This is a genomic window from Klebsiella sp. GB_Kp047, from assembly GCF_040065235.1.
In the GTDB taxonomy this organism is placed as follows: Bacteria; Pseudomonadota; Gammaproteobacteria; order Enterobacterales; family Enterobacteriaceae; genus Klebsiella; species Klebsiella quasipneumoniae.
The window spans coordinates 1-19659 of the sequence record NZ_JBEAJG010000041.1 but is presented as its reverse complement, the minus strand read 5'-3'; the positions used below and the strand labels follow the sequence as shown (position 1 = coordinate 19659).

Below are 19659 nucleotides of genomic sequence, written 5' to 3'. Positions count from 1 at the left end.
CTCCCTGTAAGGCTGATGCCAGCAGGTTACTGATTTTACAGCAGACCGCAACGTCGTTTGCTGCGCTCCTCCGCCTGCTGGTACAGTTCAAATTCATCCTGCACCGGACAGCCCAGCGCCGCTTCAAAGGCTTCGCGGCTGGCATTCCCGTGGCTGCGGGCCTGGGTTTCGTTACCCAGGTTGGACTGAAAAATGCCCGCCGCGCTGACCGGTAAAAAATCCTCATAGACGATAGGCTGGGCCACTATCCACCCGCGCTCGATCAGCGGCTGGGGATCGTCGCCCGGGCGAAACGCGTGGCGATGGGCCTCGCCAGCCGGCGTCAGGCGGTAGCGAAACCAGGCCAGCCCCTGCTGACGCAGCAGAAATTCGCTGTCGGGAAATTCGCGGAATACCTCCTGCAGATGCAGCTGGTGGCTGAGATTGTCTTTGCCGGTCCCTGCTGCCTGCAGCAATCGGTCGTATAGCGCGCGTCCTTTTGGCGTCAGCGCCACGCCGCGCTGCTCAATTTCGCCGAAGCGGGCGCTGTGAGTGCCGCGGTGTTCGCCGGCGAACATTACTGGCTCCTCAAGCGCCTTGAAGCTGGTCTGTCGCAGGAGGATCGGTACCTCCCGGCGCGGCGGACCTTCGATCAGGGCCTTTGGCTCAATGCCGCACTCCGGCATCAGGGCCTGCGCGCGGTCAATATCCAACGTTCGCGGCGTGAGGTGGTTGATATGGCATCCCGGGAAGCAGACCACATCGGCTATCAAGCGATGCTCGCGATGCAGCGCGTGGTAGGTCTCCTCATCGACGGTGGCATGCCGGTGCCAGCGGAAGGTCTCCAGCGCCTCCTGCACGAACTCGCGGGCTTCCGCAGGGGTGAACGCCCCTTCGGCCTCATGCCGGGCGATCAGCGCCAGACAGCGGGGAGTGAATATGTTGCGCCGGGCGAGGATCGCCTCGGCTCGCTCACGCAGAGCGCAGTTTTCGATCAGCTCCAGACGCAGCAGCGAGGTAAAAACCCGAAACGGATTGCGCGCCAGCGCAGCATCGTCGACAGGACGAAACGCCGTGGAATGAACCGGCACGCCGGCCTGTGAAAGATCATAATAGCTGACGGGATACATCCCCATGATGGCAAACATGCGACGCAGCGTCGCCAGTTCCTCCGCTGTGCCCACGCGGATCGCCCCGTGGCGCTCAACGTTCAGGCGAGCCAGCTCGTCGGCGTTGGCCAGTTGTTCATGCAACTTCGGATTATTTTCCAGTACCGCCAGGTTGACGTCAGCCACCAGCTCCAGCAGCGTCCCGTACTGCGGAACTTCCTGCTGGTACATGGCCGACATGGCCTGCGAAAACTGCTCCCGAATCTCATCAGCCGTGATGGTGTTCGCCATGATGTGTTACCTCCAGTGAATACTTCCTGGAGTGTAGGAAAGCTGCCTCCCGGCGGGGGGAAGAATTTACAAACTGTGATGGCGATAACCTGCTTCCGGTCATGGGCATGGCGCAGGGCATAACCGACGGTTATGAAAAACACCCGGTAATTTCACTTTAAATTAACAATATATTTACACACACTGTTTCTGGCGACATTACAACAACATGCCTCTCTACCCTCTATACGGAGTACCCGATGAACGATAAATGGTCCCCGCGCGAGGTTATCCATCGCGATTACAGTAGTCACCCGCCCGCTTACGCCCCGGGCTATAAAACCAGCGTCCTGCGCTCCCCGAAAAACGCCCTAATCTCCCTGCAGAACTCGCTGTCAGAGATCACCGGCCCGGTGTTTAGCCGCGACGACCTGGGCCCGCTGGATAATGACCTTATCCTTAACTATGCCAAAGAAGGCCTGCCGATTGGCGAGCGGATCATTGTGCACGGCTATGTGCGGGATGGTTTCGGCCGACCAATGAAAAACACCCTGGTGGAAGTGTGGCAGGCCAATGCCGGCGGTCGCTATCGACATAAAAAAGATCAGTATCTGGCACCGATTGACCCGAACTTCGGCGGCTGCGGTCGGGTGCTGACCGACGAGAACGGTTATTACTGTTTTCGCACCATCAAGCCCGGCCCCTACCCCTGGCGCAACCAGGCCAGCGACTGGCGTCCGGCGCATATTCATTTCTCGCTTTCAGGCGACGCCTGGGCCCAGCGCCTGATCACCCAGATGTATTTCGAAGGCGACCCGTTGATCAAGCAGTGCCCGATCGTCAGGACCATTAATAATGACGACGCCGTGCGCACCCTGATCGCCGAGCTGGACATGCACGCCGCCGTGCCGCTGGATTGTCTGGCCTACCGCTTCGACCTTGTTCTGCGCGGCCATCGCGCCACGCTGTTTGAAAATCGCACTCAGGGGGCCGCCCGATGAAAGAGTATCTGCCTGAAACTGCCTCGCAGACTGCGGGACCCTATGTTCATATCGGTCTGGCACCGGACGCGGCGGGTTTTCATATTTTTGAAAAAAATTTTGGTCCGGTTCTCACCACCGCCGATACGGTCGGGGAACGGATCACCATTGAAGGCCGGGTTATCGACGGCTCCGGGACCCCGGTCCGCGACGTGCTGCTGGAGATCTGGCAGGCTAACGCCGCGGGACGCTATAACCATCCTGAGGACCGTCAGCAGCAGAAAGCGGTCGACCCAGGCTTTCGCGGCTGGGGGCGCACCTGCTCTGACTTCACCTCCGGCGTCTGGCGCTTTGAAACCATCAAGCCCGGCGCGGTGGTTGGCCGCGACGGCCGTCTGATGGCGCCGCACGTCAATCTGTGGGTGGTGGCGCGGGGGATCAACATTGGCCTGAATACGCGGATGTATTTCGCCGATGAGCACGAGGCCAATGCCAGCGACCCGGTGCTGAATCTCATCGAATGGGAGGTGAGACGCAAAACCTTAATCGCCGAGCGCGAGGTTCGCGGTGCGGAAGTGGTCTATCGTTTCGACATTTATCTGCAGGGCGAGAACGAAACCGTCTTTTTCGATATCTAGCGGCCATGCTGACCACCGCCGTCGCCCCGTACAGCCGGGGCGACGGCGTGTTAAACCATAGGGAAAGATCTTGTAATGTAATCAGCTCAAATGTTAATAATATTTTGCTATCTGGTTATCAAATTTAAACAAGGCCGCTTGTCTCTTTCACCGCTGTGTTTTTAACATCATCTTACTATGGAAAAAAATGGTCTCTTCAGTCAGCGCATTCGCTTGCGCCATCTACACACCTTCGTGGCCGTCGCTCAACAGGGAACGCTGGGGCGCGCGGCTGAAACTTTAAATCTGAGCCAGCCAGCACTTTCAAAAACGCTTAACGAGCTTGAACAGCTGACCGGTACCCGTCTGTTTGAGCGGGGACGTCTGGGGGCGCAATTGACCCTGGTCGGGGAACAGTTTCTGACTCATGCCGTGAAAGTGCTTGATGCCCTTAACTCGGCGGGCCAGGCGCTGAACCGTAAAGAGGGGCTGAATAACGATATCGTGCGCATCGGCGCGCTGCCTACCGCCGCGCTGGGGATCCTGCCGACGGTGATCGGCCAGCTCCATAAGCAGCAAAAAGATATCACGCTGCAGGTCGCCACCATGAACAACACCATGCTGCTCGCCGGCTTAAAATCCGGGGAGATCGACATCGGCATCGGACGGATGTCCGATCCGGAGCTGATGAGCGGGCTGCATTACGAACTGCTGTTCCTGGAATCCCTTAAGCTGGTGGTACGCCCGGGACATCCTCTGCTGCAGGAGACCGTGACCCTCAGTCGGGTGATGGAGTGGCCGGTGGTGGTCTCGCCAAAGGGCACCGTGCCGCGGCAAAACGCCGAAGCGCTGCTCCAGAGCCAGGGCTGTAAAATGCCCGCCGGCTGCATCGAGACCCTCTCCGCTTCACTGTCGCGCCAGCTGACGGTCGATTTTGACTATGTCTGGTTCGTCCCTTCCGGGGCGGTGAAAGACGATCTTCGCCGTGGCGTACTGACCGCCCTGCCGATTGCCACCCAGGGCGCCGGGGAGCCCATCGGCATTCTAACCCGCGTCGATGCGACGCTGACCCCCGGGACACAAACCCTGCTCAGCGCTATTCGTAAATCAATGCCTGCCTGATCCGATGATCCCCCGGCCCGTAGCGGCCGGGGAGCCAACGCTGACTGCGTCACATTCAGCAAAATAATCATTTAGTGCGAAATTATTTATTAACATTTGCGCAAATTTCTTTAACAGATCTATCATATCGCGATTTCACCAAATGGTTCATACGAAATCAAAACAGGCAATAAATTTGGCTTTATGAAGATACAAACCACTTCATTCAAAAATAAAACAAAATAACTTTATTTCATTTGGTTCGCACTGAGGTGGCTGGTGTGGTTAAGGAGATTTCATGACAACTGGCAACGCGCCGCGCGGATTCCCCCGGATCCTGCAGTGGCTTCTCGCCGGACTGATGCTCATCATCGGTCTGGCTATCGGTATTCTGGGGGTAAAACTGGCTCTCGTCGGCGGCACGCTGTACTTCGCGCTGATGGGCGTGGTGATGGTTATCGCGGCGGTGCTGATTTTCCGTCGCCGCCGCGGGGGTATTCTGCTGTACGCCGTGGCGTTTATCGCTTCGGTGATCTGGGCGATCGGCGACGCTGGCTGGAACTTCTGGCCGCTCTTCTCGCGTCTGTTCGCCCTTGGCGTGCTGGCCTTCCTCGCCGCCCTGGTCTGGCCTTTCCTTGCCAGCTCGCCGGCGAAAAAAGGCCCGGCTTTTGCCATCGCCGCCGTGCTCGCCGTGGCGCTGGCGGGAAGCTTTGGCTGGATGTTTAAATCCGAACCGCTGGTCAGCGCCACGGAAGCGGTGCCGGTGAAACCCGTCGCGCCGGGCGAAGAGCAGAAAAACTGGGCGCACTGGGGCAACACCACCCACGGAGACCGCTTCGCCGCCCTGGATCAAATCAACAAGCAAAACGTCAACCAGCTGCAGGTAGCCTGGGTGGCGCATACTGGCGATATCCCACAGAGCAATGGCTCCGGCGCGGAAGATCAGAATACCCCGTTGCAGATTGGCGATACCCTCTACGTCTGTACCCCTTACAGCAAAGTGCTGGCGCTGGATGTCGACAGCGGCAAAGAGAAATGGCGCTATGACTCCAAATCCTCTTCGCCTAACTGGCAGCGCTGCCGCGGCTTAGGCTATTACGAAGATAGCCAGGCGCAGACGACGCCAGCGTCAGGCGCTCAGCCTGCCGCTTGCTCCCGTCGTCTGTTCCTGCCAACGATCGATGCCCGCCTGATCGCCATTGATGCCGACACCGGCAAACTGTGCGAGAGCTTCGGCGATCGCGGTATTGTCGACCTTAGCGTCGGGATGGGCGAAGTCAAAGCAGGCTACTATCAGCAGACCTCCACCCCGCTGGTCGCGGGTAATGTGGTGGTGGTCGGCGGCCGCGTCGCGGATAACTACTCTACCGGCGAACCGCCGGGGGTGGTCCGTGCGTTTGACGTCCACACCGGTAAACTGGCCTGGGCGTGGGATCCGGGTAATCCGGCGCTGACCGGCGTACCGCCGGAGGGCCAGACCTATACGCGCGGCACGCCGAACGTCTGGTCGGCGATGTCTTACGACGCGAAGCTGAACCTGATCTATCTGCCGACCGGTAACGCTACGCCTGACTTCTTTGGCGGCGAACGAACCGCGCTGGACGATAAATACAGCTCTTCCATCGTCGCCGTGGATGCCGCTACCGGCCAGGTACGCTGGCACTTCCAGACCACCCACCACGACCTGTGGGACTTTGACCTGCCGTCCCAGCCGCTGCTGTACGATCTGCCTGACGGCAAGGGCGGCACCACCCCGGTGCTGGTGCAGACCAGCAAGCAGGGCATGATCTTTATGCTCAACCGCGAAACCGGCGAGCCGGTGGCGAAAGTGGAAGAGCGGCCGGTGCCGGTGGGCAATGTCAAAGGCGAGCGCTACTCGCCGACGCAGCCTTACTCGGTGGGAATGCCGATGATCGGTAACCAGACTCTGACCGAGTCCGATATGTGGGGAGCGACGCCGATCGACCTGCTGCTGTGCCGTATCCAGTTCAAAGAAATGCGCCATCAGGGCGTCTTTACCCCGCCGGGGGAAGACCGCTCCCTGCAGTTCCCGGGCTCGCTTGGCGGCATGAACTGGGGCAGCGTCTCGGTGGATCCCAACAACAGCCTGATGTTCGTTAACGATATGCGTCTGGGTCTCGCCAACTATATGGTGCCGCGCGAGAAGGTGGCGAAAGACGCCAGCGGCATCGAGATGGGCATCGTGCCGATGGAAGGCACGCCGTTTGGCGCCATGCGCGAACGTTTCCTGTCGCCGCTGGGCATTCCGTGCCAGAAGCCGCCGTTCGGCACCATGTCCGCGGTGGATCTGAAAACCGGGAAACTGGTGTGGCAGGTGCCGGTAGGTACCGTAGAGGATACCGGGCCGCTGGGGATCCGCATGCACATGCCGATTCCAATCGGTATGCCGACCCTTGGCGCGTCGCTGGCGACGCAGTCCGGGCTGCTGTTCTTCGCCGGCACTCAGGATTTCTACCTGCGCGCCTTTGATACCGCTAACGGCAAGGAGATCTGGAAATCCCGTCTGCCGGTTGGCAGCCAGTCAGGCCCGATGACCTACGTGTCGCCGAAAACCGGTAAGCAGTACATCATTATCAATGCGGGCGGCGCCCGTCAGTCTCCGGATCGCGGCGATTACATTATCGCCTACGCGCTCCCTGACCATCACTGATTGACTTAAGCAAAAGGGCCCATCCGGGCCCTTTTTTGCTGTTGCCGAAACGCCTTGCGCGTTAGCGATTACTGGTCGCCAAAGTGGATCACGGTGCGAATCGATTTGCCTTCATGCATCAGGTCAAAGGCCTCGTTAATCTGCTCCAGCGGCAGGCGATGAGTAATAAACGGGTCGAGGCGAATTTTACCCGCCATCGCGTCTTCCACCATTCCCGGCAGCTGGCTACGGCCTTTCACGCCGCCAAAGGCGGAGCCGCGCCACACGCGGCCTGTCACCAGCTGGAACGGACGGGTCTTGATCTCCTGCCCGGCGCCGGCCACGCCGATAATGACGCTCTCGCCCCAGCCCTTATGGCAGCACTCCAGCGCCGCGCGCATCACATTGACATTACCGATGCACTCGAAGCTGAAATCCACCCCGCCGTCGGTCAGCTCAACAATCACATCCTGAATCGGCTTATCGTAGTCGTTGGGGTTGATAAAGTCGGTAGCCCCCATCTCTTTAGCGAGAGTGAACTTATCCGGGTTGGTATCGACTGCCAGAATGCGCCCGGCTTGCGCCTGCACAGCGCCCTGGATCACCGCCAGGCCGATGCCGCCCAGACCAAAGACCGCGACGGTATCCCCGGCCTTAACCTTCGCCGTGTTGTGCACCGCGCCGATACCGGTGGTCACGCCGCAGCCCAGCAGACACACTTTATCCAGCGGCGCCTGCGGATTGACTTTCGCCAGCGAGATCTCAGCGCAGACCGTGTATTCGCTGAAGGTGCTGGTGCCCATGTAGTGATAAATCGGTTCGCCGTTATACGAGAAACGGGTGGTGCCGTCCGGCATCAGCCCTTTGCCCTGGGTAGCGCGTACCGCCTGACAGAGATTGGTTTTACCCGACTTACAAAATTTGCACTCGCCGCATTCGGCGGTATACAGGGGGATGACATGATCGCCCGGCTTAAGGCTGGTGACGCCCTCGCCCACTTCCACGACCACGCCGCCGCCTTCATGGCCCAGCACCGCCGGGAAGACCCCTTCCGGATCGTCGCCGGAAAGGGTGAAAGCATCGGTATGGCACACGCCGGTATGGGTGATTTTCACCAGAACTTCGCCTTTTTTCGGCGGCGCGACGTCAATCTCTACGATTTTTAACGGCTGACCGGGGCCAAAGGCCACTGCTGCGCGTGATTTCATAACTGTCTCTTCCTCGTCGTGATGTTATTTTAAATAGGATCGTAGCAGATGACCGACCTCTGCCATTCTCGCGGCCCGCTGGTCCGGGGTGGTGTCGCCGCTGACCAGCTCGTCCTGCAGGTGGATCTCCACCATTTCGCCCATCAGACCGTTTGCCGCCCCGCGAATCGAGGCGATCTGCTGCAGGATGGTCATACAGGGCTCGCCGGACTCCAGCGCGCGTTCAAGGGCTTCAACCTGGCCGCGGATGCGTCGTACGCGGCTGAGCGCCCGTTTTTTATCTTCAGGTGAATGTGGCACGATAACGCCTCCGTATCATATAGGGGGGTATACTATATTTTATTTACCACAAAGGCAAAAAAAAACCCCGTCTCGGGACGGGGTCTGAATGTTGAAGCAAACCCTTCAGCGCTTACGGGGCATCATTCGCAGCAGGGTATTATCTTTCCACCAGTAATGATGGAGCAGCGCAGCAAAGGCATGCAGGCCAATCACGAAGTAACCGGCGTTCGCTAACCATTCATGGATCGCTTTCAGGGTGTCCACCCGCTCAAAATCGCTCTGCGGAGCATACGGCATCGTCAGGCCAAAGGCGTACCAGGGATTCCCGCGCCAGTACATCATTACCATGCCAATCAGCGGCAGGCCGATAAACAGCAGATAGATAATCAGATGGCCGAGATGGGCGAAACCAGTCATCATCGGTGAGGGCTTTGGCACGATCGGCGGCGTCGGCATTTTCAGCCGCACCAGCAGACGCGCCACCATCAGCACGCCAATGGTGATTCCGCAGGAAACATGAACCATATTGATCAGCGGCCGATCGCTGCGGGGGAAAAATCCGCGCAGCTCCATCGCCGCATAGGCCACCACCACCAGCAGAAAGACCAGCCAGTGGATGCCGATCTGCAGGCCGGAATATTTATCGCGCATGGAATATCCTTAATGGAAAGTGTGATTGTGCCAACATAGCGGCCTTCTCTTAAATTTTCATTAACCTTTACGTTGAATTAACAATTGATTACCGCATTGTGCTGAGCCGCTGCACCCGGACCACGCAAACGGGCGCCGGATACCATCCGCTATTACAAAATTAAACATTTTTGTTACCTGCCGCCGCGCTCTCCCCTCTATAGTTGAGAACATCTGTCGGCCACGCTGCGTATGGAGATGAAAATGAAGAAAATCAGCTTACCGCTATTGCTGCTGACCGCGCTGGCCAGCCCGACTTTCGCCGCGGACTGTCAGCCTAACGGCATCGGCGGCTCATTTTGCATTAACGATGACGGGACCACTACCGACACGGTGCCGAATGAAGTCAACGGTATGGATACGTATTCGAATAATGGCGGGTATAGCAGTTCTCTGCCCGACCAGTCGGGGGCAGAGGAAGCGCTTGAAGGGTCAACGCTGTCGACGCAGCAGGACAGCGTCGCCAGTAGTGGTCAGAGAGACAGCGCCCTGGCGGGTCGCGACTGGCATTCGCCGTCCAATCTGAATGATGGCGCCGCCACCTCCAGTATGAGCCTGCTGGATAAACCCTGAGGCCTGGCGTCAGGCAAAGCTCCAGCCTGCGGCGCCGATGGCGACGGCGAACAGCAGGCAGGCCAGCGCCGTTTTGCGTAACAGCATGGTATAGAAGGAGATCGCGACGCCAACGAATACCACCAGCAGAATGGGCCACATGCTTAATAACAACAGCAGAAAACCCTCAATATTATTATGGATTACGCTTTCCACATCCGCATCCCTGCCTCATCGTCGATAAAGTAAGCAGAATTTAATATGTAACATGAATACATTCAAATAAAATATAAATGTAAATGATTATGCGGCTGGCGGCGGGTCACTGTTACGCGTCCGGGGAGTTAGCATCAGAAGCAGTGCGCAAAAAATAGGTCAGGATTGTTCCACAACCCTTTAGCGGTACGATCGTATTCTCACTAGAATTCCGCAAACCCTTCACGACATTATTCGGCGCTGGTATCTGATACAACGCGCCGGCGATGACAGTCGCCTGGTTGCAATTTATCTCCCTGAGCGGAACGCACATCCAGATATTGAAGCGGCTGGCCGTGTTCGTTATCCAGCAGGACAGAGTAGGTTTCTCCCTGCTCAAACATATAACGCTCTCCCCATTGACGCATCGCCACAACAATGGGAAACACGGAGCGCCCCTTTTCAGTCAGGACGTATTCCTTATATGCGCTGCCATCCGATGCCGGTAAAATCTCGAAAATACCGATCTCGACCAGGTGCTTCAGGCGCGCGGCAAGGATATTTTTGGCCAGCCCTAAATTTTTTTGAAACTCGCTGAATCTCCGTACATCGTCAAATGCTTCGCGGATAATCATCAGGCACCAGCGTTCACCAATTGATTCCAACGTTCTCGCCACCGGACATTCACTGGTTCTGAGTGATTCCTGTTTTGCCATCTGCGCGCTCCTCATCAATCTGTCTACTAATGCTAGCTTAATCTTTCGTTTTACCAGTTGCAAAAAAAAACCACTATGGCTATTTCTATAGGTAAACGAGTTTTAAAAAGCAACCAGATAGAAGGTCTCTTATGAAAGATAAGACAAGCAGGTGTACCGGCCACGGAATTCAAACCGCGTCAGCCCCTGACGCGATGCTCACCGCAGGGATAACGACGTTGTTTTCACTGACCTGCGCGCTGGCGGTAGCCAACGTTTATTCAGCTCAACCTTTACTCGACTCGATGGCGGTCAGCCTCAAGGTGGCGCCAGGCATGATTGGCGGCGTCATCACCGCTACGCAGTTGGGCTATGCCATTGGCTTACTGTTCCTGGTTCCGCTCGGGGACTGGCTGAACCGTAAATACGTGGCGATGACTCAGCTGTTGCTTTCAGCGGCGGCGTTAGTTGTAGCAGGGTTATCCCCCAATATAGCCACTCTGTTTGGCGCCATGCTGATCGTTGGCCTGATGGCCGTTGTGGTGCAGTTGATGGTGGCGTGGGTGGCAATACTGGCGACACCGCAGAAACGAGGCCAGGCGGTGGGTACCCTGACCAGCGGAATTGTTTCAGGCATCCTGTTGTCTCGGTTTATCTCAGGCGCGATAGCCGATATTGCCGGCTGGCGAGCCGTTTATCTCACGGCTGCCTGTATGATGCTGTTGATGGCCGGTGTCGTCTGGAAGGTCATGCCTCCGCCCTCAAAGCAATCGCAGCCACAAAAGTCCACCTACCTTTCCTTATTGAAGTCAGTGTTTCAGCTATATATCACTGAACCGCAACTGAGAAAGCGCGGCATACTGGCGCTTCTTATCTTTGCCGCCTTCAGCATGCTATGGACAACTATGGTCATGCCGCTTACCGCCCTTTCCCTCTCGCACACCCAGGCGGGGATGTTTGGCTTAGCCGGCCTCGCTGGCGTGCTGGCCGCCTCAAGAGCGGGAAAGTGGGCTGACCAGGGATGGGCTCAGCGTACTACCGGCTTGGCGCTGGCGCTGCTGGCTCTCTCATGGCTGCCTATCGCCTATGTTGAAACCTCTTTGCTCTGGCTGTTAGTTGGCGTCATTGCGCTGGACTTTGCGGTACAGGCCGTACATGTCTCTAACCAGAGCCTGATCATTGCCGCCAGGCCTGCAGCGGCAAGCCGCCTGGTTGGGGCTTACATGTGTTTTTATTCGCTGGGTAGCGCGGCAGGGGCTATCGTTGCCACACAGCTTTATTCCCACTGGGGATGGCAGGCGGTCTGCCTTGCGGGTGCCGCGGTTAGCACGTGTGCTTTTCTTGTCTGGTCAGGATCGCGTCGATCATGACATTCGGCCCCTGTTTTGAAGGGGCCAGTCAAAAAGCGCGTAAAAATGACCTGATTGCCCCCAGCTGTTTGTATCGCATAGATTTTTTCAATGCTTTTAAACAGTTATGCTCATGTTGTATAATGACGTGCACTTTAACTAAAAAAAGAGTGCGACCATGATTGATTCCTCATTGCCATTAACCGACATTCACCGCCACCTTGACGGTAACATCCGGGCCCAAACCATCCTCGATCTTGGCCGCGAGTTTAATATCACCCTTCCCGCTACCACCCTTGACACGCTGCGTCCCCACGTCCAGGTCACCAGCCTGGAGCCCGATCTGGTCAGTTTTCTCGCCAAGCTCGACTGGGGGGTGAAAGTCCTGGCCTCGCTGGAAGCCTGCCGTCGCGTGGCGTATGAGAACGTCGAAGACGCGGCGCGCAATGGCCTGCACTACGTGGAGCTGCGCTTCTCCCCACGCTATATGGCGATGACCCACCAATTGCCGGTTGACGGCGTGGTAGAGGCAGTGATCGCCGGGGTACGTGAGGGGTGCCGCGATTTTCAGGTCGACGCCCGCCTGATCGGCATTTTGAGCCGCACCTTTGGCGAAGCGGCCTGTCAGGAAGAGCTGGCGGCGCTGCTCGCCCACCGCGATGGCATCACCGCCCTCGACCTCGCTGGCGATGAGCTGGGCTTCCCGGGGGCGCTGTTCCTCAGTCATTTTAACCAGGCCCGCGATGCCGGGTGGCATATCACCGTTCACGCTGGCGAAGCGGCCGGCCCGGAAAGTATCTGGCAGGCCATTCGTGAGCTGGGCGCCGAGCGTATCGGCCACGGGGTAAAAGCGGTACAGGATCCCGCCCTGATGGACTATCTGGCCGAGCACCGCATCGGGATTGAATCCTGTCTCACCTCGAACGTGCAAACCAGCACCGTACCCTCTCTGGCCCAGCATCCGCTGAAGCAGTTCCTTGAGCACGGCGTGCTGGCGAGCCTCAACACTGACGATCCGGCGGTCCAGGGGGTCGATATTATCCACGAATACACCGTGGCGGCGCCGGCGGCGGGCCTGAGCCGGGAGCAGATCCGCCAGGCCCAGATCAATGGTCTGACCCAGGCGTTTCTGAGCGAACAGGAAAAAGCCGCGCTCATTCAGCGGGTGGCTAAAGGCTGATAGCCGGCCCGGCAGCCGCGCTGCCGGGCTATCTCTTACACAAGGCTGAGCGTGGCGCGATGCCGGGCCGACTCGATACCGAGCTCAAGCAGGGTCATGATTTGAATCGCCTCGCTGGCCGGAACCGGGTTTTCTCCCACCCCATTGAGCGCATCGCGGATAGCGGCATAGTAAGCGGGATAATTGCCCGGTAGCGTCAGCCATGTCTCCTCGCTACGTTCGTCGCCTTCGGCGCGGGTCAAGGTACCGTCACGCATATCATACCCCCAGTCCTCCTGCGGCAAACGCTCGCCATTTTTCAGCCGCTCCTCCTGCGGGTCGAGACCGTACTTGATAAAGCTGGCCCGCGAGCCGTGGACGATAAAGCGCGCGCTCTCCGCGGCGGCGAGCAATGTGCCGTGCAGCACCACCCGCCGCTGTGGATAGGCCAGCACCGCGTGAAAATAGTCGGTGGATTGCGCGCCGGGCCGAAGTTGAGCGAGATCCACCGTGATGCTCACCGGCAGACCAAACAGCACCACCGCCTGGTCGAGCAGATGCGGTCCGAGATCATACCAAATTCCACTCCCGGGGCCCGCCTGTTCCCGCCAGCGCTGGCGTACCTGCGGGCGGAAGCGGTCGAAATGGGATTCGAAGTAACACACCTCTCCCAGCAGGCCTTCGTCGATTAACGTTCTGACCGTTAAAAAATCACTGTCCCAGCGCCGATTGTGAAATACCGACAGCACCCGGCCACAGTGCTTCGCCAGGCTCTCCAGCTCACGAGCCTGTGACAGTGTCACGGTAAAGGGTTTATCCACCACCACGTGCTTACCGGCCTCCAGCGCCGCTTTCGCCAGTGGGAAGTGGGTGTCGTTCGGCGTGGCGATGACCACCAGATCGATCTCCGGGTCGTTCAGCAATTCACCCGCCGCACTAACCACCTTCGCGCCAGGCCAGTCGGCATGAACTTTGGCCGCGTCGCTGCTGGAGACCGTCGTCAGCGCCAGGCCCGGCGTGCCGCTGATTAATGGCGCGTGAAACGTTTTGCTGGCATAGCCATAGCCCACCAGCCCCACCCGGATCGCATCACTCATTTAACCGCCTCTCTTATTCAGCTGATGTCAATATCTGACTAATGAGAATATTCTTACAAAACGTGAATAAAACTTATCATTTTTTCACTTAAGGTTTTAACGCATGCGTGCAAAATCAGACAGATACCCCTTGTGATCTGCTGACCATAGAGTAACATTTCCCACTGTGTTCAAAGGATATTGAAGTGTTATGACGACTGTTTTTACTCGTATTGTAGAACTTATTGGCTGGATTGTTTTTGGGATTTCCGCACTGCTTTTGGTTATCGCGCACCATATTGATAACTACCAGTCGCCACCGCCAGCGGATGTGGTGCAGACAAAGTAGCGCCGCCGTGAAACAGTGACCCGCTTCGCAACTGTGCAACCGGTTTCAGAAACCGGTTGCACAGTTATCCTTGCTTTGATTACACTCCCTCTATCATCAGACTGGGAGCTTTTTCATGGCCGCTTTTCCGCAACATTTTTTATGGGGTGCCGCTACCGCAGCGTATCAGGTTGAAGGTGGGCACGACGCTGACGGTAAAGGACCGTCAATCTGGGATATCTACTCTCACCTGCCGGGAACCACCTTTGAAGGGACCACCGGCGATATCGCCGTCGATCACTATCACCGTTTTCGCGAAGACGTGGCGTTGATGGCCGAGATGGGCCTGCAGAGCTATCGCTTTTCCATCTCCTGGCCGCGCCTGCTGCCCACCGGGCGCGGCGAGATTAATGAAGCAGGCGTGCAGTTTTATAGCGATCTGATCGATGAACTGCTGGCGCATAATATTGAGCCGATGATTACCCTCTATCACTGGGACCTGCCGCAGGCCCTGCAGGATGAGGGCGGCTGGGAAGCACGCAGCACCGCCGAAGCCTTCGCCGAGTACGCCCGCCTGTGCTACGCCCGCTTTGGTTCGCGGGTGAAGCTGTGGGCTACCTTTAACGAGACCATCGTCTTTATCGGCCACGGCTACATTAACGGCCTGCATCCGCCGGCCGTTCGCGATCCGGCGCGCGCCATCCAGGCCTGTCATCACGTGTTTATCGCCCATGCGCTGGCGGTGAAGGCGTTTCGCGAGATGGCCGTGGCGGGCGAGATTGGTTTCGTCAATGTGCTGCAGCCGCATACCCCGCTCACCGACAGCGAGGCGGACAGGCAGGCTACCGACCTGGCTGACGCCATCCATACCCACTGGCTGTACGATCCGGTGCTAAAAGGCACCTATCCTGCTGCCCTGCTGGCGCAGACTCAAGCCCTGTGGGGAGTACCGCGCTTTGCTCCAGGCGACGACGCGCTGCTGCGAGACAACCGCTGTGACTTTATCGGTCTGAATTACTATCGTCGGGAAACGGTATCCGCCCAGCCGCCCGAAATCCCCACCGGCGGCGAGCCTGGCGTGGAGGGGTTATTCTATTTCGTGCGTAATCCGCAGAGCACTTATACCGAATGGGGCTGGGAGATCTGGCCGCAGGGGCTAACCGACGGCATTATGATGATCAAGGCGCGCTATGGCGATATCCCGATCTATATCACCGAGAATGGCCTGGGAGCGAAAGACCCGATTATTGCCGGTGAGGTGGTCGACGATCCGCGAATCGACTACCTGAGCAGCCATATTGGCGCTCTGGAAAAGGCGCTGGCGCAGGGAGCTGACGTTCGCGGCTATTATCCCTGGTCGTTTATCGATCTGCTTAGCTGGCTCAACGGATATCAAAAGCAATATGGCTTTGTCTATGTGGACCACCAGCAAAATCTGGCACGGAAACGAAAGAAGAGTTTTTATTGGTACAAATCTGTTATTGCCAGTCGCGGCGAACAGCGTTAATCTTCTCCTGCGGGCGCCATTCGGCGCCCGGTCTGATTTAGAATATTCTTAAACATCTCCCTGCTCTTCAAGGCTGGCTTTGCCCCTTGTCATGGGTTTATATAACCTGAAACATTCCACGCGGCCCCGGCAGAAGGCGCCGTTGGTTGAGAGTAGGTTTAGTGAATGCTGATAATATTCAACGTAATTATTCCGATTATAAAATGGATACGAAAATGACCGTTCTGGACTATTTATTAAAATTCCGCAAAATCAGTTCGCTGGAAAGTCTTGAAAAACTATTTGATCACCTTAACTACTCCCTGACTGACACCGAAGAGATCGTTAATATGTATCGCGCCGCCGATCACCGCCGGGCAGAGCTGGTTTCCGGCGGTAAATTGTTCGATGTGGGCCAGGTGCCTAAATCCGTTTGGCGATTCGTGCAGTAAGACTGTCATCCTTCACGCCAGTTGCTTATACTTCCCGGCCTGCTTTTATATACTGGCGTTAAATAGGGGAGAACCATGACGTCTCAATCTGCGGAACGCATCGGCGGATGGCTGCTGGCACCGCTGGCCTGGTTGCTGGTGGCGCTGCTGAGCGCCTCGTTATCGCTGCTGTTTTTTGCCAATGCCCTCATGTCGCCGCAAACCTGGGCCCTGCTGCGCGCCATGAGCACCGGACACATGGCGCTGTGGGTCGCCTCGTTGCTGTTTGCCCTCGCCATGTGGTTTTATACGCTCTGGCTGACCATCGCCTTTTTCAAGCGGCGCTCGCTGGTGCCGAAACACTATATTATCTGGCTGCTCATTACGCTGCTGCTGGCGATAAAGGCGTTTGCCTTCTCCCCCGTTTCGGATGTCCTTGCACTGCGTCAGCTACTGTTTCCGCTGCTGGCCGCCGCGCTGCTGGCGCCCTATTTTCGCCGTTCACAGCGGGTAAAACGGACCTTTGTTAATCCGTAATAACCCCACACTTAACCTGTTGTCGCCGGTATCGTTTTATTCGATAATAAGCGGCTTTTTTTCGTTTCAGGTCGCATGATGGCTGATTATTTACTGCTCTTTATCGGTACTGTCCTTGTCAATAACTTCGTTTTGGTGAAGTTCCTTGGCCTGTGTCCGTTTATGGGGGTTTCCAAAAAGCTGGAAACCGCAATGGGGATGGGGCTCGCCACCACCTTCGTGATGACCCTGGCCTCTATTTGCGCCTGGCTGATTGATACCTGGATCCTTATCCCGCTAAATCTGGTTTATTTACGTACCCTGGCCTTTATTCTGGTTATCGCCGTGGTGGTCCAGTTCACTGAGATGGTGGTGCGTAAAACCAGCCCGGCGCTCTATCGCCTGCTGGGCATCTTTTTGCCCCTTATCACCACCAACTGCGCGGTGCTCGGGGTGGCGCTGCTGAACATCAACCTGGGCCACAATTTCCTGCAGTCGGCGCTGTACGGCTTTGCCGCCGCCGTCGGCTTCTCGCTGGTGATGGTGCTGTTCGCGGCGATCCGCGAACGTCTGGTGGTGGCCGATGTCCCCGCGCCGTTCCGCGGTAATGCCATCGCGCTGATTACCGCCGGTTTAATGTCTCTGGCCTTTATGGGCTTTAGTGGTTTGGTGAAGTTGTAATGAGCGCAGTCTGGATAGCCGTGATCGCCATCAGCCTGTTAGGGCTGATTTTCGGCTTAATACTGGGGTATGCGTCGCGCCGTTTCGCGGTGCAGGACGACCCGGTGGTGGAAAAAATTGATGAACTGTTACCGCAGAGCCAATGTGGGCAGTGCGGCTACCCTGGCTGCCGCCCCTATGCGGAAGCGGTGGGCGTGCAGGGTGAGAAAATTAATCGCTGCGCGCCGGGTGGCGAAGCGGTGATGTTAAAAATCGCCGCCTTGCTCAACGTCGACCCGCAGCCTGTCGATGGCGACGAGCAGGCAGCCGAGCCGGCCCGCATGCTCGCCGTGATTGACGAGCCGAACTGCATCGGCTGCACCAAATGTATTCAGGCGTGTCCCGTGGATGCCATTGTCGGGGCGACCCGCGCCATGCATACCGTGATGAGCGACCTGTGCACCGGCTGCAACCTGTGCGTTGCCCCCTGCCCGACCCAGTGCATTTCACTCGTTCCGGTGGCGACCACCCCGGAGACCTGGAAATGGGATCTGCACACGATCCCGGTGCGAAATATTCCTGTGGAACAACATGTTTAAGCTATTTTCCGCTTTCCGAAAAGACAAAGTCTGGGATTTTAACGGCGGTATTCACCCGCCGGAGATGAAAACCCAGTCAAACGGCACCCCGCTGCGCCAGGTTTCCCTGCCGCAGCGCTTTGTGATCCCGCTGAAGCAGCACATCGGCGCCGAAGGCGAACTGTGCGTCAAAGTAGGCGACCGGGTGCTGCGCGGCCAGCCGCTAACCCGCGGTTGGGGAAGAATGCTGCCGGTTCACGCCCCCACCTCCGGCACCGTTGCCGCTATCGCCCCGCACACCACCGCCCATCCATCCGCGCTGGCGGAGATGAGCGTGATCATTGACGCCGACGGCGAAGACCGCTGGATCGAACGCGACGGCTGGAGCGACTACCAGACCCGCACACGTGAAGCGCTGATTGAGCGCATCCACCAGTTTGGCGTTGCCGGCCTCGGCGGCGCCGGCTTCCCCACCGGCAGTAAACTGCGCGGCGGCGGCGATAAAATTAAAACGCTGATCATTAACGCCGCCGAGTGCGAACCCTATATCACGGCGGACGACCGCCTGATGCAGGACTGCGCGGCGCAGATTGTCGAAGGGATCCGCATCCTCGCCCACATTCTGCAGCCTGACGAGGTGCTGATCGGCATTGAAGACAATAAGCCGCAGGCCATCTCCATGCTGCGGGCTGTACTCTGCGACGCCCATGGCATTTCGCTGCGCGTGATTCCCACCAAATACCCCTCCGGTGGCGCCAAGCAGCTCACCCAGATTCTCACCGGGAAACAGGCGCCGCACGGCGGTCGTTCTTCGGACATTGGCGTGCTAATGCAGAACGTCGGTACAGCCTACGCGGTGAAACGCGCGGTAATTGACGGCGAACCGTTAACCGAGCGCGTGGTCACCCTCACCGGCGAGGCGGTAACCCGGCCGGGCAATGTCTGGGCGCGCCTTGGCACGCCGGTGCGCCATCTGTTGAACGACGCCGGATTCTGCGCCAGCGCTGAGCCGATGGTGATCATGGGCGGCCCGCTGATGGGCTTTACTCTGCCGGGGCTCGACGTCCCGGTAGTGAAGATCACCAACTGTCTCTTAGCGCCCTCCGCCAGCGAAATGGGCGAGCCGCAGGAAGAAAAAGGCTGCATTCGCTGTAGCGCCTGCGCCGACGCCTGCCCGGCCGATCTGCTGCCGCAGCAGCTGTACTGGTTCAGCAAAGGCCAGCAGCACGATAAAGCCACCGCTCACAATCTGGCGGACTGCATCGAATGCGGCGCGTGCGCGTGGGTATGCCCAAGCAATATTCCGCTGGTGCAGTACTTCCGCCAGGAGAAAGCCGAGATCGCGGCGATTCGTCTGGAAGAGCAGCGCGCTGCGGAAGCCAAGGCGCGATTCGAGGCCCGACAGGCGCGCCTGGAGCGTGAGAAAGCGGCCCGCGCCGAGCGGCATAAAAAAGCCGCCGTCCAGCCAGCCGCCAAAGATCAGGATGCGATTAACGCCGCCCTGGCCCGGGTACGTGATAAACAGCGCGACGCCGCGCAGCCTATCGTGATTCAGGCCGGCGCCAGACCGGACAACAGCGAGGCGATTGCCGCCCGCGAAGCGCGGAAGGCCGAAGCCCGGGCGCGTAAAGCGCAGCAGCAGGCCGCGCCGGCAGAATCCCCGTCGACCGACGCAGCCGATCCCCGCAAAGCGGCGGTGGAAGCCGCTATCGCCCGCGCCAAAGCGCGCAAAGCTGAACAGCAGGCCG

At 58.1% G+C, this 19659-nt stretch carries 21 protein-coding genes; 14 read left to right on the top strand and 7 right to left on the bottom strand.

Annotated elements, in window-relative coordinates:
* Positions 1–35 precede the first annotated feature (35 nt).
* The gene (locus ABLV76_RS20610) at positions 36–1379 is read right to left on the bottom strand and encodes a VOC family protein (RefSeq protein WP_049116175.1); all 1344 of its coding nucleotides are present in this window, start codon (positions 1377–1379) and stop codon (positions 36–38) included.
* A gap of 239 nt (positions 1380–1618) precedes the next feature.
* Between ABLV76_RS20610 and pcaH the strand changes: the two genes are divergently transcribed.
* The 4 genes from pcaH to ABLV76_RS20590 all read left to right on the top strand — a co-directional run bounded on the left by pcaH (position 1619) and on the right by ABLV76_RS20590 (position 6727).
* The gene (pcaH, locus tag ABLV76_RS20605) at positions 1619–2359 is read left to right on the top strand and encodes a protocatechuate 3,4-dioxygenase subunit beta (RefSeq protein ID WP_004202816.1); all 741 of its coding nucleotides are present in this window, start codon (positions 1619–1621) and stop codon (positions 2357–2359) included.
* Positions 2356–2976, top strand: a complete 621-nt coding sequence (pcaG, locus tag ABLV76_RS20600) for a protocatechuate 3,4-dioxygenase subunit alpha (protein ID WP_004202817.1) — start codon at positions 2356–2358, stop codon at positions 2974–2976. The genes pcaH and pcaG overlap by 4 nt, the downstream gene beginning before the upstream one ends.
* A 177-nt stretch (positions 2977–3153) precedes the next feature.
* Positions 3154–4077, top strand: coding sequence for a LysR substrate-binding domain-containing protein (locus tag ABLV76_RS20595; protein WP_274899557.1), 924 nt, complete (start codon positions 3154–3156; stop codon positions 4075–4077).
* Between the two features lie 277 nt (positions 4078–4354).
* On the top strand, positions 4355–6727 hold the full coding sequence (locus ABLV76_RS20590; RefSeq protein ID WP_032456161.1) for a glucose/quinate/shikimate family membrane-bound PQQ-dependent dehydrogenase: 2373 nt from the start codon (positions 4355–4357) through the stop codon (positions 6725–6727).
* Positions 6728–6795: 68 nt separating this feature from the next.
* Here ABLV76_RS20590 and ABLV76_RS20585 read toward each other — a convergent pair whose 3' ends face one another.
* The 3 genes from ABLV76_RS20585 to cybB all read right to left on the bottom strand — a co-directional run bounded on the left by ABLV76_RS20585 (position 6796) and on the right by cybB (position 8847).
* Complete coding sequence (locus tag ABLV76_RS20585) at positions 6796–7914, bottom strand: S-(hydroxymethyl)glutathione dehydrogenase/class III alcohol dehydrogenase (RefSeq protein ID WP_004202819.1); 1119 nt, start codon at positions 7912–7914, stop codon at positions 6796–6798.
* 24 nt (positions 7915–7938) lie between these two features.
* Positions 7939–8214: a metal/formaldehyde-sensitive transcriptional repressor gene (locus ABLV76_RS20580; protein ID WP_004202822.1), complete on the bottom strand. Its 276-nt coding sequence runs from the start codon at positions 8212–8214 to the stop codon at positions 7939–7941.
* Between the two features lie 105 nt (positions 8215–8319).
* The gene (gene cybB / locus ABLV76_RS20575) at positions 8320–8847 is read right to left on the bottom strand and encodes a cytochrome b561 (protein WP_049092052.1); all 528 of its coding nucleotides are present in this window, start codon (positions 8845–8847) and stop codon (positions 8320–8322) included.
* A 243-nt stretch (positions 8848–9090) separates the two neighbouring features.
* Between cybB and ABLV76_RS20570 the strand changes: the two genes are divergently transcribed.
* Positions 9091–9459, top strand: coding sequence for a hypothetical protein (locus ABLV76_RS20570; RefSeq protein ID WP_048294964.1), 369 nt, complete (start codon positions 9091–9093; stop codon positions 9457–9459).
* Between the two features lie 9 nt (positions 9460–9468).
* Here the strand turns inward: ABLV76_RS20570 and ABLV76_RS20565 are convergent, their stop codons facing one another.
* Together ABLV76_RS20565 and ABLV76_RS20560 are read right to left on the bottom strand one after the other, a co-directional pair.
* Positions 9469–9654: a hypothetical protein gene (locus tag ABLV76_RS20565; protein ID WP_004202827.1), complete on the bottom strand. Its 186-nt coding sequence runs from the start codon at positions 9652–9654 to the stop codon at positions 9469–9471.
* Positions 9655–9884: 230 nt separating this feature from the next.
* Positions 9885–10349, bottom strand: a complete 465-nt coding sequence (locus ABLV76_RS20560; RefSeq protein ID WP_023318421.1) for a helix-turn-helix domain-containing protein — start codon at positions 10347–10349, stop codon at positions 9885–9887.
* A gap of 194 nt (positions 10350–10543) precedes the next feature.
* On the opposite strand from ABLV76_RS20560, the gene ABLV76_RS20555 reads away from it, so the two are divergent.
* Entirely contained in the window at positions 10544–11698 is a 1155-nt protein-coding gene (locus ABLV76_RS20555; RefSeq protein ID WP_348878530.1) for an MFS transporter, read from the top strand.
* 157 nt (positions 11699–11855) lie between these two features.
* Positions 11856–12857 (top strand): adenosine deaminase, encoded by a 1002-nt coding sequence (add, locus tag ABLV76_RS20550; RefSeq protein ID WP_004202835.1) that lies wholly within the window; start codon positions 11856–11858, stop codon positions 12855–12857.
* Between the two features lie 35 nt (positions 12858–12892).
* Here the strand turns inward: add and ABLV76_RS20545 are convergent, their stop codons facing one another.
* Positions 12893–13933, bottom strand: a complete 1041-nt coding sequence (locus ABLV76_RS20545) for an oxidoreductase (protein WP_004202837.1) — start codon at positions 13931–13933, stop codon at positions 12893–12895.
* A 190-nt stretch (positions 13934–14123) separates the two neighbouring features.
* Here ABLV76_RS20545 and blr point away from each other — a divergent pair, with 190 nt between their 5' ends.
* From blr to rsxC, 7 genes are all read left to right on the top strand, one after another.
* Positions 14124–14261, top strand: coding sequence for a division septum protein Blr (blr, locus tag ABLV76_RS20540; protein ID WP_012541534.1), 138 nt, complete (start codon positions 14124–14126; stop codon positions 14259–14261).
* 115 nt (positions 14262–14376) lie between these two features.
* Entirely contained in the window at positions 14377–15747 is a 1371-nt protein-coding gene (locus ABLV76_RS20535; protein WP_060655927.1) for a GH1 family beta-glucosidase, read from the top strand.
* A gap of 215 nt (positions 15748–15962) precedes the next feature.
* On the top strand, positions 15963–16178 hold the full coding sequence (gene ydgT, locus ABLV76_RS20530) for a transcription modulator YdgT (RefSeq protein ID WP_004202843.1): 216 nt from the start codon (positions 15963–15965) through the stop codon (positions 16176–16178).
* 75 nt (positions 16179–16253) lie between these two features.
* Positions 16254–16694, top strand: coding sequence for a DUF2569 domain-containing protein (locus ABLV76_RS20525; protein WP_004202845.1), 441 nt, complete (start codon positions 16254–16256; stop codon positions 16692–16694).
* Between the two features lie 78 nt (positions 16695–16772).
* A complete protein-coding gene (gene rsxA, locus ABLV76_RS20520; RefSeq protein ID WP_002907658.1) occupies positions 16773–17354 on the top strand; it encodes an electron transport complex subunit RsxA in 582 nt (193 codons plus the stop codon).
* Positions 17354–17932 carry an electron transport complex subunit RsxB gene (rsxB, locus tag ABLV76_RS20515; protein WP_004202846.1) on the top strand — a complete coding sequence of 193 codons (579 nt, stop codon included), beginning with the start codon at positions 17354–17356 and terminating at the stop codon, positions 17930–17932. The genes rsxA and rsxB overlap by 1 nt, the downstream gene beginning before the upstream one ends.
* On the top strand, positions 17925–19659 hold a 1735-nt coding region (rsxC, locus tag ABLV76_RS20510; RefSeq protein WP_348878446.1), incomplete at its 3' end, for an electron transport complex subunit RsxC. The genes rsxB and rsxC, both read left to right, overlap by 8 nt.